This is a genomic window from Glaciimonas sp. GNP009, from assembly GCF_054343755.1.
Map to the genome: position 1 here is coordinate 3,945,375 of NZ_JBTGUV010000004.1, position 15,734 is coordinate 3,961,108.

Consider the following 15,734-nt stretch of genomic DNA (forward strand, 5'->3'; position numbering starts at 1 on the left):
TCAGCATGAGCCCGATCGGAAATGGAACGATTGTTCATCTCAATCCAATCATCACTATTCTGTTCTGGATAGCCGTAGTCGGATTGTTATCCGGTCTGACGCGGAGGGCCACGTTGTGGCGCGCTGGCCGCAAGGGTGCAGTCGCGCCGGTGCAATGGATCGGGTTGCTGGCGATTCCTAAGCGTTATTTTGTTGACCTGCATCATGTTGTGGCCCGCGATCCGTATATCGCGCGCACCCACATTGCGACAGCAGGCGGTGCAATTGCGGCCATGGCGCTGGTTGCCATCAATTACGGTTTCATGTTGTATTGGCCGCTCTTAAATGCTGCGATTGCCTTATTTGCTGTGGTGATGTTGGTGGGTGTCATTTTTGTCTGGCATCGTCGCCGCACACCTCCTGCACGGCTCTCGCTTGGTGCCTGGAATCGTTTGCCTTGGGTACTTGGTGCGCTAGCTTTGGGTCTATTGCTGATGGGTATTTTGCCGGTTGGTGTGGTATCTGGATTGACGGCAGTGGTGACAGTGTTGCTGCTAGGGTTTGGTGCCTGGAATATGACGGTCGGGATTGGTCGGGGCGGACCGATGAAACATGCGTTGGCAGGTTTGTTGCATCTGGCATTTCACCCACGCCCGGAAAGGTTTCAACAAAAAGCCGCACGCACAGGAATGGCAAAAGTCGGAGTGCCGACCATCGGAGTGCCGACCACAGCCCTCAAACCTTTGGCATTGAATAAAGGTGAGCTCGGGGTGCGGACACCGCTGGATTTTCGCTGGAACCAGTTGTTAAGTTTTGATGCCTGTGTGCAGTGCGGCAAGTGCGAGGCCGCTTGTCCGGCCTTTGCTGCGGGCCAGCCGTTGAACCCAAAAAAACTAATTCAGGACATGGTGCTCGGCATGGCGGGCGGAAGCGATGCCCATTTTGCGGGTAGTCCTTATCCCGGTATCCCTCTGGGTCAGCATCAAGGCGGCCCGCAAAAGGCAATTTTCCCCGGACTGATTTCACCAGACACTATTTGGTCCTGCACGACTTGTCGCGCTTGCGTTGAAGAATGTCCGATGCTGATTGAGCACGTGGATGCAGTTGTCGACATGCGCCGTAATCTGACGCTGGAAGACGGCGCGGTACCGGGGAAAGGACCCGAGGTTTTAGCCAATTTGCGTGAAACAGCCACGGCGGGAGGTTTTGATCTCAACGTGCGTTATAACTGGTCCATCGATTTGAACATCACCCAAATTGCTCCCGGCAAATCGGTTGATGTTCTATTGATTGTGGGCGAGGGTGGCTTTGACATGCGCTATCAACGCAGCTTGAGAGCATTGGTCAAAGTGTTGCAAGCTGGCGCTGTGGATTTCGCCATTCTTGGCGCGCTGGAAACAGATACCGGCGATGTGGCCCGACGTCTGGGTGACGAGGCAACCTTTCAGTCGCTCGCCAAACGCCTGATCGGCACGTTATCGACGCTGTCGTTCAAACGCATCGTGACTGCTGATCCGCATGTGATGCATTGCTTGCGCAACGAATATCCGGCGTTTGGCGGACGTTACGAGGTGTTTCATCACACGACGTTCATGGCAGCGTTGGCGAAACAGGGACAAATTACTCCCCGTGTCTCGATCGAAAGCGATCAAAGATTTACGTATCACGATCCTTGCTATCTGGGCCGTTACAACGGTGAGATTGAAGCTCCGCGTGAACTGCTTAAATTAATGGGACTGCCATTGCACGAAATGGAGCGCAACGGCATGCGCGGCCGTTGTTGTGGCGGTGGCGGGGGCGCGCCTTTAACTGACATTCCCGGCAAACAACGGATACCCGACATTCGCATTCATGACGCCCGTGCGGTAAAGGCCGACACCGTAGTGGTGGGTTGCCCAAACTGTACCGCCATGCTGGAAGGCGTCGTCGGACCGCGCCCTGACATCCGTGATATTGCCGAGCTGGTTGCCGCAGCTTTGGAGGCTTAATTGGAATCGACTTTGCATCACGCTATCAAACGGGTAAATCCGCGTCGTCCGTTTACGGTCACAGCCGAGGGATTAAGGCGAATCGTGCTGGGTCTTTCCAGTACCGGTTTAAAAGGCGAAATCGGCGATGTGGTGGATGTTTCGTTGATCGCTAGCGGACAGGCGCATCACCAGGCAAAGCCATTACGTTCCACTCAGTTGGCGACCAAGTCCTTTCTTGCCGTGGCGCATAGTGATCGTGGCGCATTGGATGAGCATGCGCGGCAGGTTATTGCGGCGGCGGCATTATTGGCCGATGCGGTCACTGAAGTTGTGTTGCTGGTCTTTGGTGAATTTAACGATGGCAATGACAGCAACAATGCCAGCGCCATTTTGGGTGTTGACCGTGTCATTGTATTGCCGCAATACGGTAGTCACCTCTTTGCACCGGAACAAGAACTGGCAGCGTTACGCCATCTGATCGATACGCTGCAACCTGAGCATATTTTCATTCCTGATTGCACGCTTTCTGGCGGCGATTTGGGGAGGCGTCTCGGCGCTGCTTTGGCCCAAGCTGGCGATTCGGATGACTTCAATAGCGGCATTGCGACGCATGTCGTCGAGATCAACTCGACCGGATTGGCAACTTATCGCCAGCAACAATCCGTGATGGCACGCCGTAATTTGTCGCGCATCATTATGTTGGCCCCCGATGCGGTCGATACGCGTTTGCCATTTTTGGGGCGTGGCGAACTAGACGAAAAGCGCATCGCTACAGCGAGCGCCGCTGCTGCCGTTTCTGCGCAAGAGTCATCCCGATACCGCGACCACGGCATTAAAGTATTGGCGGCATCTCAAATGGCACTCGATGAAGCAGACTTTATCGTATCGGCAGGGAATGGTGTCGATGACGTCGCGACTTTTAATGGTTTGGCGTCTGTGTTGGAGGCGGCGGTAGGCGCAAGCCGTGTTGCCGTGGATGACGGCAAATTCAGTCGCGACCAACAAATTGGTGCGACCGGAAAAACCGTTAGCGCCAGCGTCTATCTGGCCTTCGGTATCTCGGGTGCGGTCCAGCATCTGCAAGGCATCAAAGATTGTCGTCATGTGATTACGGTCAATCTGGACGCAAGTGCGCCGATGATTAAGCGTGCCGATCTCAGCATTATCGATGATGCGCATGCGGTGATTACGGCTTTGCTGGAACAAGTTAAACAAGCCAGAAATGTTGGGGTCGGCAACATTGCGCTTAGCAATATTAAGGTTCGGACAGGGAGCGCATCATGAGCCTCAAAAAGGGTGCTTTGAAAAGGTTGGCTGTGCTGGTTTCCGTCGGCCGTCATCCGGTCAGCGGCATCGCGCGCTATAGCCGTAATGATGCTGCCGCCATGAGTATGGCGGTCGCATTGGCGCAGTCAACTGCCGCCATCAGCTTGGATATTATTCATGCAGGCAATCCCGACAATGCTGCGTTATCGGATTATCTGGCGCTCGGCGCTAAACCGGTCAAAGTCATTGCATTAGAAGACGATCAGAATATTATTCCGGTGTTGAAACAAGCGCTGGAAAACTACGACCTGATTCTTTGCGGCAGTTGTGCTGAAGGTGGCGAAGCATCGGGCATGGTGCCGTACTTGTTGGCGAGTCAGTTAGGGCTGCCAATCGTCGCTGATGTGATTGGCATCACACCTGATCCTGCGTCCGCTTCAGATGACGTGAAGACTGACATTATGTTGCAACAGTTTTTGCCCAAAGGGCGTCGTCGGGCAATCGCCGTGACCTTACCGGCACTCTTGACCGTGCATCCATTAGCGCCATCCAATGCGCGATATGCCCACGCTAGCTTGCAAAGTGGTGCTATTGACCGTCATAAAACACGCACACAATTGTCATCTGTGACAAACAACCTTGATCAGCAGCAAGCGTGGCGCTTGTCACCGGCCACCGCCAGACCGTTAAAACTGGTCGCCCAGGAAAAGCGGTCCGGTCATGCCCGAATGTTGTCAGCGACGGTGGCTGAAAGTCGTGGCGGCAGGATGATTCAGGAAGGCAGTGCCAGTGAAAAAGCGCAGGCGATATTGACCTATTTGCGGGAGCATCGCCTTGTCGATTATTAAACTTCAAGCCCGACAGCGCTGTTCTTCAGCGACAGTATTAGTAAGCGTGTTGTTCTAAAAGTGTCATAGATGGAGAAGAAATTGAAAGTATCCAAACAGATTCAAGATTTGATTACCAAACGTCTAAAGGGTCACAGCCTGGACGCGCCTTTTTATCTAAGTCCTGAAATTTTTGACCTTGATATCAAGGAAATTTTTAGCAAGCACTGGATTCAGGTGGCGATTGATCCGGATATTCCGGAGCCGGGCGATTATGTGACGGTCGACATTGGCCGCAACTCTATCGTGATCTTGCGCGACGACGATATGTCGGTACGTGCGCATCACAACGTTTGTCGTCACCGTGGTGCGCGGTTGTGTTCAGAGCATAAAGGGTCCGTGGGCAATCTGGTATGTCCTTACCACCAATGGACCTACAATCTTACCGGAGAACTCATCTATGCCGAACATATGGGCGATCAGTTTAAGCACAGCGAACATCATCTAAAATCGGTACATGTAGAAAATCTGGCAGGATTGATTTTTATCTGTCTGGCCGAAGTGCCGCCACAGGATTTTTCGGTGATGCGCGATGCGATGATGCCGTATCTGCTTCCCCATGGATTGCAAGACTGCAAAATCGCCAAGCAAGTTGACTTGATCGAAGATGCGAATTGGAAACTCACGATGGAAAACAATCGCGAGTGCTATCACTGCGCGACCAACCATCCAGAGTTGACAGCATCGTTATTTGAATACGGTTTCGGCTACCAACCGTCACCGAATAATATTGAACAAGTCGAGGAATTCACGCGTTTGGCTGCGGAACGTAGTGCGCAGTGGGAGAGCGCTAATTTGCCGTCGCAAGAAATTGATCGGCTAGACGATTTGATTACCGGCTTTCGGACGCAACGGTTGCCATTAGATCGTGGGGGCGAATCACAAACATTGGACGGTCGCGTGGCTTCCGGCATTCTGCTAGGCGATTTTGACCGTGCAGATTTGGGTGGCTTGTCATTTTGGACACAACCCAATTCTTGGCATCACTTCATGAGTGACCATATTGTGAGTTTTTCTGTGTTCCCCATTTCGGCTGAAAAAACGCTGGTGCGCACCAAATGGCTCGTTCAAAAAGATGCCCGTGAAGGCATCGATTATCAGCTGGATAACCTGACGGCCGTCTGGAACGCTACCAATGATCAGGACAAGATGTTGGTCGAGTTATCCCAAAAGGGTGCCAATAGTGATGCGTATCAACCGGGGCCGTACTCGCCTTATACAGAAGGATTGGTGGAGAAGTTTTGCAAATGGTATATCGATCGCCTGACCGAATCAATTGATGTAATAGACTCGTCTGATTCGGTTGAACCGATCACATTCATCAAATCGATCAAATCTTAAAGTATCGCCGGAGCAGGCTATGGAAATGTGTGTGGATAAGCTGACGTCTGTGAAACCAGATTTTCCAGAGGGTGTTATGCAGAAAAATAGTCAGCAAAGAATCAACAGCGAGCGTTTTTGGGATGCGCTACCACCGCCTTGGAATAGCGATATTCAGGAAACGCTGACGTGTATTCAGGTACGCGTGGAAACGCATGACGTTAAAAGTTTTATTTTTGCGACGCCAGATAACAGCGGCTTTACGTTCCGACCCGGCCAGTTTATTACATTGGAACTGGAGATTGAGGGCGAAACGATTAACCGTTGCTATACCATCTCTTCGACACCGACACGACCGCATACGTTGTCGATTACCGTGAAGCGCGTTCCTAACGGGTCGGTTTCAAACTGGCTTCACGACAATCTGAAAGCGGGCGACAGCGTGCGTGTGTTGGGTGCCGCTGGCGAGTTCACCTGCGTCACTTTTCCTGCCGATAAATATCTGTTTCTATCTGCCGGTTCTGGTATTACGCCATTGATGTCAATGGCGCGTACCCATTTTGATTTGTCGGATGACCGCGACATCACGTTCATTCACAGCGCTCGCACGCCGGACGACATTATCTTTGAACGCGAGTTGGCTTTGATTGCCAGCAGTCAGCAAAATTTCCGTACATGCTTTATTTGTGAACGTCTCGGTGCACGGCGTGATTGGCATGGACCGACCGGCATGTTGTCGTTATCCGCATTGACATTGATGGCCCCTGATTTTATGGAGCGTGAAATTTTTGTCTGTGGACCCGCGCCGTATATGAAGGCGGTGCGCAGCATGCTGGACGCCGCGGGATTTGAACGGCAGCATTATCACGAAGAAAGTTTTTCATTCGAAAATCTGCCGGAAGAGGTTCGAGAGGGAGTGTTGGAAGCAGTTCTGGAGGCGCACCAAGAGGCCGCCCCCAATGCCGAATTAGAACTCGCCATATCGCCGCCTTCCACCGAAGTTGCCGCATTGGCTTTGCTGATCAAATCGCCGGAAGTGACGAGTTTTAAAGTCATGTTTCAAAAGAGTGCACGCGAAATAGTCTGCGGCGCGCAGCAACATGTACTGGAAGCGGCGCGTGCTACCGGCGTCCGGCTTGCCTCTTCGTGCGCGCAGGGAATGTGCGGAACCTGCAAGGTGAAGTTAATTTCAGGGCAGGTCGCGATGCAACACAAGGGCGGCATTCGTCAGCGCGAAATTGATCAGGGAATGGTGCTACTTTGCTGTAGCAAACCATTGACCGATCTTGTGATTGATAAATAATAATCGGTTGATGCAGGCGTTGTTGATGGTGTCACAGGAGATTCATTCTGATTGGTTCTGACTATTCCCGATGTTTGCTGATTTTTAGTGATTCTTTTACGTAGCTTGTGCCTTTGTTGTGTTAAGAACCTAGATCTGCAACGCGTTGGATTATCTATTATTGAACCGCTAAATAGCGTCGTAATTGAGCCAAATTTTGTCGCAAATTGCGTACTTGTGAGCTGTCTGATAGACGATGATTAACATGACGGAAAGTAAATGTTTTTGAAATCTGATTCGTCCAAAAAATTTTATGACGTTATTCATTTCACTTTTAAGAGGCTCTCAATGAAACTGCATTCAAACTCTCTGTTAATCAAGCTGTGTTGGCTGAGCCTCGGTTTAGGAATCACGGCTGTGTCAGGCTTAGCCATTGCAGACACTAAACCGGTTATCAATATTGGCTATGTCCAAGGTTGGTCAGATAGTGTTGCCACCACTTATGTCGCGGCGCAGATAATGCGAAAAAATCTTGGGTATGAGGTCAAGCTGGTGCCTGTTGATGCTGGATTGATGTGGCAAGGCGTGTCGCGGGGAGATCTGGATGCCACCATGTCTGCATGGCTGCCAGCAACACACGGTGCTTATTACGACAAACTCAAAGATAAGGTCGTTGATCTGGGTGTTAATTTTCATGGTGCCAAGATTGGCCTGATTGTGCCGGAATACGTGACGGCAAAAACGGTCGGTGATTTACAGGCACAAAAAGCAGCTTTTGACGGGCGCATCGTCGGAATTGATGCTGGTGCTGGCGTGATGATCAAGACCGAACAGGCAATTAAGGATTACGGGCTGGATTATAAGTTGATGGCAAGTTCGGGCAGTGCAATGACAGCCGAGTTGGACCGCTCCATTCGCGCACACAAGCCGATCGCCGTGACCGGCTGGATTCCGCATTGGATGTTTGCCAAGTACAAATTGAAGTTTCTTGAGGATCCTAAGAACGTGTTTGGTGACGCAGAACATGTAGATAGCGTCGCAAACCCGGGCCTGGCGGCTAAGGCGAAACCGATCAATGATCTGTTAAAGAATTTTTCCTGGAAGCCGGGCGAGATCGATAGCGTGATGTTGGCTGTACAAAACGGTGAAAAGCCAGAAGCTGCTGCAGATAAATGGGTTGCTGCGCATCCTGAGCGTGTGAAGGAATGGTTGCAGGTAGCAAACTAACCTAGGGTCGTTTTGGTCATATTGGGACTTTCTTTTAGCTGTAAATTAACCAGGACGCGTCATCCCTCATCAGGATGGCGCGTTTTGCGTTAGCTTGTCTGAACCACGCAGGTAAAAAAATGGAACGGGTATTTCGGCTAAGCTGAAATTAGAACGTTTTGGTGACGGAGACCAAAAACGTGCTTGCTAACGGATTTGATACTTCTGCCGCTCCCGCAGAATTTAATGCGCCGGTGGTGTAGTGTGCGTAAATTCCATTTTTGGCCCAGCCTTTGGTATAAGCGCCGGTCAGCGTCCAACCGCCATCAAGCACTTTTGACACTGCAATTCGGGTGTCCTGAAAGTTATAGGCTGAAAAATTTTGGACCCGCTCATAACCGTAATGTAATAGCAGGTTGTAGCCGTTACTCAGATCGAAGTTGCCGTTGAGGTCGAGATAACCGGAGCCTTGACTATTTTTGTTATTACCAACGCCCAGCGTCTTGCTGTCATAGCCAAAATAAGTCGGCGTGTAGGTGAGCCAGTATTTAACGTTAAGCCATTTATAGGTGGCCGAGGCAACTGCTTCCCCATAGTTATATTTAGTCTTAGCGAAAGACATTTCTGCGCCGGGATAAAGGTAATAGTAAATCAGGCCGCTATAACTAACATCTCCGACGGTGCCGGAATAGCCGCCATATAAATCCCATTCGACCGTACCGTTTTCAATGAAGTGATCGCTTACGCTTGACATCCAGGTTCCTGCCGACCATCCGCTGGGATGGGTATAGTCGATCCCACCTTGGATGGCTGGCTTGCCCCAGGTTTGCCGGAACCCACGTGACACGTATTGTGAGGCCAGCGTAAGGTTAGCGGTCCAAGGAGATGCGAGAAGCGTTGCTGCTTGCGGCGTATCGGTCGTTACCGGCGCTGTAGTTGTCGGCATAATTGCAGCGCTATTCGGTGCCGTCTGGGCCATTGTCGGAGCTTGATAGCCGCACGCCACGGCAGCGACTACTAAAAATAAAGTCGATTTTGGTGAAATTAAAGAATGAGATGATTTTTTAAGCATAGATAACACTCCGTTATAAATTAGCCCGATGTGATGGTTGCAAAGACGACGGGACCAACCTTCGCATCAACGCGCTAATTATTGCTGCCATGAATCTATTTAAGGGTTGGTAAATACGACCAAAAGTGATGGAATTACGACAGGACATCAGGGCGTCGTTCTGGCCTATTGAGAGGCGGAGCATTGATTGTCTTTTAACGACGGAAGTTGGTCGTTTTTTTAAAGCGATGGCGACTAAAAATAGTGCAATAACGACAATGTTGAAATGTCTATTCGCTGCGCGCAGACAGGTAAACCTGCATTGGTCTTCGCGCGACAGGGGCGCCGTCGTTTTTGATTAAGTGGTTGTCGCAAATTTTCATCCGGCGCAAAACCTTTCTGGCGACTATGGTACTAACTTACAACGCGTCTTGAACGCGCTTTTGATGCGCCGTTAATGCATGGGTTAATCCATGGGTTAATCTATTGTTAACTACAATGTTGAAGCGCTGATTGAATCGGATCAGCTTCAAAAGAATATCGGCGATCGCTCGCCAAAGTAAGTGAAGACAGTACCAAGTGATGACATCTACCGTTGACGAGTACTACAGCGCGGTAGCAGCGAACGATCGATCAGGAGGCAATTGATGAAATCAGGAAAAGTGGTCGTTGACCATCTCTACAAAGTCTTTGGAAACACGCCCGAGATAGCGCTAAGTATGCTTAAAAAAGGATACTCAAAGGATAAGATTTTTGCTGAGACCGGACAAGTGGTCGGTGTACAGGATGTTTCCTTCGAAGTGCAAGAGGGTGAGATTTTCGTACTAATGGGGCTTTCCGGGTCTGGTAAATCAACGTTGATTCGCCTGATAAACCGATTAGTTGATCCGAGCGCGGGCAGTGTTTGGGTAGATGGTCAGGACGTTGCCGCGATGTCTAAAGCGGAACTGATCGATTTGCGCAGACGTGACATGAGCATGGTGTTTCAGTCGTTTGCATTGATGCCGCATCGGACTGTACTGTCGAACGCCGCCTTTGGTCTGGAAGTTGCGGGGATTCCAAAGAAGGATCGTGAACGTCAGGCGATGAAGGTTCTGGAGCAGGTCGGCCTAGCGTCATTTGCCAACAAACTGCCATGCGAGTTATCGGGCGGCATGCAACAACGGGTCGGTTTGGCGCGGGCGCTGTCGGTGAATCCGTCGCTGATGATCATGGATGAAGCATTTTCCGCACTTGATCCTTTGAAGCGTAAAGAGATGCAGGACGTCTTGCTCGAACTACAAAAAGAGCAACGCCGCACGATTATTTTTGTCTCACACGATCTGGAAGAGGCGTTTCGGATCGGTTCTCGTATCGCGATTATGGAAGGCGGGCGTTTGGTGCAGGTCGGTACGGCGCAGGAAATTATCGATAATCCGGCAGAAGAGTATGTACGCGCTTTCTTTGACGGCGTTGATACCAGTCGCTATCTGACCGCCAGCGATCTCATGCAATCAAATACGATACCGTTAATAAAATCCACCGATGAGCTAAAAGTAAATCCCCATTTATATGCAAGCAGCGGGTCCGACTTTGCCTTCGTGGTGGATGACGCACGCAAGGTGAAGGGTATCGTTCCTACACGCGGTTTTGCCGATGCCAGCGGCGTGATGCAGCCGTTGACATTGCAAAAAGTTGAACAGATTCACTATCGCACCTCACTTCGGGTGGTGATGGGGAAATTGATCACCAGTCCGGTTCCACTTCCTGTAGTCGACGAAAATGGCTGTTATTGCGGCGCGATCAGTCAATCCATGATTCTTCAAGCACTATCCAAACCGGAGGGCTCTCATGTCTGACACTATTCCACTCGGACGTTGGGTCGATCACGGCGTCCACTATATTCTTGACAAACACGGCAACAGTTTTGACGCCTTTGGCAGCGCCATCAGCTGGTTTGCCGAATCCATCGAACATGGTCTGCAAATACTACCGATCTGGGTTTTGGTAGGTTTCTTTATTGTGATGGGTGTGTGGCGGGTTGGCTTCAAGTTTGCACTATTTACGCTAATTGCCTTCCTGGTCATCATTGGTACCGGTTTTTGGGATCAGATGGTGGTGACGTTGGGATTGACCATTTCTGCAACGCTCATTAGTTTAGCGCTCGGCATTCCATTGGGTATATGGGCCGCAAATAGCAAAAGGGTGGCAATGGTTGTGCGTCCGATACTCGATCTGATGCAAACGATGCCCGCATTCGTGTACTTGATTCCAGCGGCGATGATGTTTGGTCTGGGGCGAGTACCAGGTATTATTTCGACCGTCATTTTTGCCATGCCACCAGCCGTTCGTTTAACCGCGCTTGGTATTCGTCATGTCAATAATGAGATTATTGAAGCAGGGCAAGCTTTTGGTTGCACGCCTTGGCAATTGCTCTATAAAGTACAGTTTCCAAATGCTTTGCCATCGATCATGGCAGGAATTAACCAAACGATTATGATGGCGTTATCGATGGTGATTATTGCATCAATGGTCGGTGCGGGTGGATTGGGTAACGATGTGTTGGCGAGTATTCAACGGCTGGATATTGGCCTTGGATTTGAAAGTGGCTTGAGCGTGGTATTGTTGGCGATTATTTTGGATCGGATTACTGAAAGTTTTGGCACCACGCCTGAAGCTGGCAAGGTACAGCGATTCTTTAAGTTGCGCAAAATGTTTAGCAAGCATCGGGCATCTTCGGAAAGCGGCGAGACAGCCGGTGTCCAGTTGACCCAATTGCCATAATAAAAGACTGGGAATTGCTTGAATGCGCGAGGGATTTCCCTCGCGTCCAGATCGGATGTCGGATGGAGATCACATGGCGTCGCAACAAGTACCCGCAATAGTTTTGTCCCAGCCTGCGGCATTAGCCGCTGCTTACAGTCACACTGGCGAATCAAAATTTGGCAACACCACGCATTTTGGTTTTTTGACGCTATCGAATTTTTCCATGATTGCCTTTTCGAGTGCGATCGAAGTTTTACGTATGGCGAACTATATCAGCGGTCAACCACTTTATCGCTGGTCTGTCATCAGCATGGATGGCCGCCCCGTACCGGCCAGCAATGGCTTGCCAGTGTCGCCGACGCAGACTCTGGAACAGGCGGGTATTCCAGACGTTCTGTTTGTCTGTGGCGGTGTCCATATTCATGACGCCGTCAATGAAAAACTATGTGCGCTTCTGTTGAAGCTGGCTCGCAGCCACGTCAAGCTTGGCGGTATATGCACTGGCAGCTATGCGTTGGTCAAAGCCGGATTGATGAACGGTTATCAATGTGCGATTCATTGGGAAAATCTTTCTGCGTTGCGTGAGGAATTTCCTAAAGTGCTCTTCTCTGAAGGATTATTTTCGATTGATCGGGATCGATTGAGTTGCTCCGGTGGCACCGCCCCAATTGACTTAATGCTGCATCTGACCGCCACCAGCTTCGGCAAGACGCTGGCTGCAGAAATTTCAGAGCAATTCATTCTCGAACGAATACGCGATAGCAATTATCAGCAACATATTCCGATTGCGGCGCGCCTGGGATTTAGTCGCAAGGAATTAATTGAAGTGGCGCGCCTGATGGAGTCGCATATCGAGGAGACCTTGTCTTTCGATGAAATCGCGCGATTGGTGGGGCTCTCCCAGCGTCAGTTGCAGCGTATGTTTAAATATTATCTTGATGTCACACCAACGCATTATTATTTGCAACTACGGTTGCGGCGCGCCCGTGAATTGTTGCTTCAGACTGCCATGTCAATCATGAGCGTCACCGTGGCTTGTGGATTTCAATCATCCTGCCACTTCAGTAAAGCGTACCGCAATCAGTTTGGACGATCACCGAGTAGTGAACGTCATTTACATCATCCATTTCTTGCCGCCACCGATCATTTGCTTCCGCGTGAAGAGCTGGATGCTTCGGGCGCCGCCGCAGCATCAAAGGTATTTGACGCAGACAGACAATAGGATGTCGCAATCTATCCACGTCGCACGGGTTGCGGAGTGTAATTTATAGGTATTGCACGGCGGCATACTATTGAAGAGTTAAAGCTGATGTGTGGCAATAAATAATTACTTATGGTGACAAATCCCTGATTGATACACGATGTCTGATCCGGGGCTCTAAGAAACATACTGAATCTTGCGCCGCTACTTGCAATGAATTGCATAAGGCGTTAATCGTTAAATCAAGAAATAGAAAAGCATCTTTTTGTTGCCAGTTTTTATACTCGGCATGCCAGTTCTTTGTTCGGAGAAACGCAATGAAATGTTTTAATCGTAAGGTGATCGCTCGTGTTGCTGCGGTAGGGATGCTTAGCACCTTGATGTTAACAAATGTAGCATCGGCAAGCGAGGCAAAAGCTTGCCAAAATGTTCGATTTGCCGATGTCGGATGGACCGATATCGCCGCCACAACCGGTTTGGCATCGGTCGTGTATGACGCTTTGGGGTATCACACAACCAAAACCATCGCGTCGGTACCGATCACTTTTGCCGGTATAAAAAATAAGCAGATTGATATATTTTTAGGTTATTGGTCACCAACGATGGACCCGATGATCGCACCATTTTTGAAAGACAATAAGCTTAAAGTTTTGGCCGCCCCGAACCTCACCGGCGCGAAATATACGCTCGCTGTACCGAGTTACGTCTATGACGCTGGTCTAAAAACGTTCGCTGATATCGCAAAGTATTCGAAAGAACTGGACGGAAAAATTTACGGCATCGAACCTGGAAATGATGGCAATGCGGTGATATTGAAAATGCTTGGAAAAAACGAATACAACTTGAAAAGTTTCAAGCTGATTGAATCCAGTGAAGCGGGAATGATGGTCGAACTTGGTCGTGCGGTTAAACAAAAGAAATGGATTGTATTTCTTGGCTGGGAACCGCATCCAATGAACGTTCAACAAAAGATCAACTTTCTAACCGGTGGTGATGATGTGTTTGGACCAAATTATGGTGAAGCCAAAGTTTTTACAGTTCTTCCTGCGGACTATCAGGCGCGTTGTCCCAATGCCGATCAACTAGCCCAAAATTTACACTTTACGACTGACATGGAAAATCAGGTGATGCTACCGATCATGGAAAGAACCGACCCGAAAGAAGCAGCCAAGGCGTGGCTAAAAAAGAATCCTGACGTCCTCAGCAAGTGGTTAATAGGCGTGAAAACGTTTGATGGAAAAGAGGGTTTGCCAGCTGTGAAGGCAGCGCTTGGCTTGTGAGAAATTAATCATTATTTGTTTCCCCTTTCTGTCGCTTGCATTGCCGTTATCAAGAAAAAATATAACGACAAGCGTGGCGGAGAGGGAGGCGGAGAACGCTCCGGAAGAATTGGCCGCCGAATTTTATTTTTTAGCGGTATCAGCGACCCAATTTAACGGAAATATACACTCTGATTTTAATCAGGAGGAGATCATATGTCAGAAAATCGCGGTGTCGTCTATGTCGGTGACGGCAAGGTAGAAGTACATTCCATTCCGTTTCCAAAACTGGATAATCCCCAAGGTAAGAAAATTGCGCATGGCGTCATTTTAAAAGTTATTTCCACCAATATTTGTGGCTCAGATCAGCATATGGTGCGCGGTCGTACTACCGCACCAACTGGCTTGGTATTGGGACATGAAATTACGGGTGAAGTGATTGAATGCGGTTCGGACGTGGAGACGCTGAAAAAGGGTGATTTGGTATCAGTGCCGTTCAACGTTGCGTGCGGCCGCTGTCGGACATGCAAGGAGCAACACACTGGCGTATGCGAAACAGTCAACCCCGCCCGTGCTGGCGGCGCTTATGGCTACGTCGACATGGGTGGCTGGATTGGCGGTCAGTCAGAATATGTGATGGTGCCGTATGCCGACTTTAACTTATTGCGCTTTCCCGATAAGGATCAGGCAATGTCAAAAATCCGCGATCTGACATGCTTATCTGATATTTTGCCAACCGGTTATCACGGTGCGGTCACTGCGGGTGTGGGTCCCGGTACTACGGTGTACGTGGCCGGGGCGGGGCCGGTCGGCCTTGCCGCGGCAGCTTCTGCACGATTATTAGGCGCAGCGGTAGTGATCGTGGGTGACGTGAATCCTTTGCGTTTAATCCATGCGCGCAATGTCGGTTTTGAAACCGTCGATTTATCGCTCGATGCCACACTCAGCGATCAGATAGAAAAAATTCTTGGAACGCCCGAAGTCGATTGCGCCATTGATTGTGTTGGTTTTGAAGCGCGTGGTCATGGGCATGCTGGTGCACAGGAAGAGGCGCCAGCTACCGTACTCAACTCCTTGATGGAAATCACACGGGTTGCTGGCAAGATTGGTATTCCCGGCTTGTACGTTACTGAAGATCCTGGCGCAACTGATCTGGCCGCTAAAAAAGGCAGTCTTAGCATACGCCTGGGTTTAGGGTGGGCAAAGTCGCATAGCTTTCACACCGGTCAAACGCCAGTAATGAAGTACAACCGGCAATTGATGCAGGCGATCTTATGGGATCGGATCAAGATAGCAGACATTGTCGGTGTTGAAGTCATCACGCTGGATAGTGCTCCAAAAGGCTACGAACAGTTCGATGCAGGTGCTCCGAAAAAGTTTGTCATTGATCCACATAATTTGATCAAACGTGCGGCCTGATGATGGATTGGCGAGATCCGCTCATTAGCAGATAATGTCTTCAGCATCTTTATGCTCCAAAAAAAGAGCTTGATCGACTTGACGTGATCAAGCTCTTTTTGATTGACGGCTTTGTTGATTAAATGATGCGTTTTTTTAAATTAAGTTGT

12 protein-coding genes are annotated in these 15,734 nt (G+C 49.8%); 11 read left to right on the forward strand and 1 reads right to left on the reverse strand.

The annotated features are described in order from the left end of the window. Positions 1–5 precede the first annotated feature (5 nt). The 6 genes from ACXX82_RS18320 (at position 6) to ACXX82_RS18345 (ending at position 7,931) form a co-directional block, all read left to right on the forward strand. Positions 6–1,967, forward strand: a complete 1,962-nt coding sequence (locus ACXX82_RS18320; protein WP_458564024.1) for a (Fe-S)-binding protein — start codon at positions 6–8, stop codon at positions 1,965–1,967. 12 nt (positions 1,968–1,979) lie between these two features. Further along, complete coding sequence (locus tag ACXX82_RS18325) at positions 1,980–3,233, forward strand: electron transfer flavoprotein subunit alpha/FixB family protein (RefSeq protein ID WP_458564025.1); 1,254 nt, start codon at positions 1,980–1,982, stop codon at positions 3,231–3,233. Further along, the gene (locus ACXX82_RS18330) at positions 3,230–4,063 is read left to right on the forward strand and encodes an electron transfer flavoprotein subunit beta/FixA family protein (protein ID WP_458563440.1); all 834 of its coding nucleotides are present in this window, start codon (positions 3,230–3,232) and stop codon (positions 4,061–4,063) included. The genes ACXX82_RS18325 and ACXX82_RS18330 overlap by 4 nt, the downstream gene beginning before the upstream one ends. Positions 4,064–4,144: 81 nt before the next feature. Next, positions 4,145–5,443, forward strand: a complete 1,299-nt coding sequence (locus ACXX82_RS18335; protein ID WP_322237164.1) for an aromatic ring-hydroxylating oxygenase subunit alpha — start codon at positions 4,145–4,147, stop codon at positions 5,441–5,443. A 76-nt stretch (positions 5,444–5,519) separates the two neighbouring features. Further along, positions 5,520–6,725: an FAD-binding oxidoreductase gene (locus tag ACXX82_RS18340; RefSeq protein ID WP_458564026.1), complete on the forward strand. Its 1,206-nt coding sequence runs from the start codon at positions 5,520–5,522 to the stop codon at positions 6,723–6,725. Between the two features lie 327 nt (positions 6,726–7,052). After that, a complete protein-coding gene (locus ACXX82_RS18345) occupies positions 7,053–7,931 on the forward strand; it encodes a glycine betaine ABC transporter substrate-binding protein (RefSeq protein WP_322237166.1) in 879 nt (292 codons plus the stop codon). Between the two features lie 148 nt (positions 7,932–8,079). On the opposite strand, the gene ACXX82_RS18350 is transcribed toward ACXX82_RS18345, so the two are convergent. Then, positions 8,080–8,982, reverse strand: coding sequence for a TorF family putative porin (locus ACXX82_RS18350; protein WP_322237168.1), 903 nt, complete (start codon positions 8,980–8,982; stop codon positions 8,080–8,082). Between the two features lie 626 nt (positions 8,983–9,608). Here ACXX82_RS18350 and ACXX82_RS18355 point away from each other — a divergent pair. The 5 genes from ACXX82_RS18355 to fdhA all read left to right on the forward strand — a co-directional run bounded on the left by ACXX82_RS18355 (position 9,609) and on the right by fdhA (position 15,585). Then, a complete protein-coding gene (locus tag ACXX82_RS18355; RefSeq protein WP_458563441.1) occupies positions 9,609–10,799 on the forward strand; it encodes a quaternary amine ABC transporter ATP-binding protein in 1,191 nt (396 codons plus the stop codon). Further along, entirely contained in the window at positions 10,792–11,724 is a 933-nt protein-coding gene (gene choW / locus ACXX82_RS18360) for a choline ABC transporter permease subunit (RefSeq protein ID WP_416186819.1), read from the forward strand. The genes ACXX82_RS18355 and choW overlap by 8 nt, the downstream gene beginning before the upstream one ends. 73 nt (positions 11,725–11,797) lie before the next feature. Further along, on the forward strand, positions 11,798–12,928 hold the full coding sequence (locus tag ACXX82_RS18365; RefSeq protein WP_322237173.1) for a GlxA family transcriptional regulator: 1,131 nt from the start codon (positions 11,798–11,800) through the stop codon (positions 12,926–12,928). 344 nt (positions 12,929–13,272) lie between these two features. Beyond that, on the forward strand, positions 13,273–14,187 hold the full coding sequence (locus tag ACXX82_RS18370; protein ID WP_458564027.1) for a choline ABC transporter substrate-binding protein: 915 nt from the start codon (positions 13,273–13,275) through the stop codon (positions 14,185–14,187). 195 nt (positions 14,188–14,382) lie between these two features. Next, on the forward strand, positions 14,383–15,585 hold the full coding sequence (gene fdhA, locus ACXX82_RS18375; protein ID WP_322237175.1) for a formaldehyde dehydrogenase, glutathione-independent: 1,203 nt from the start codon (positions 14,383–14,385) through the stop codon (positions 15,583–15,585). Positions 15,586–15,734: the final 149 nt, after the last annotated feature.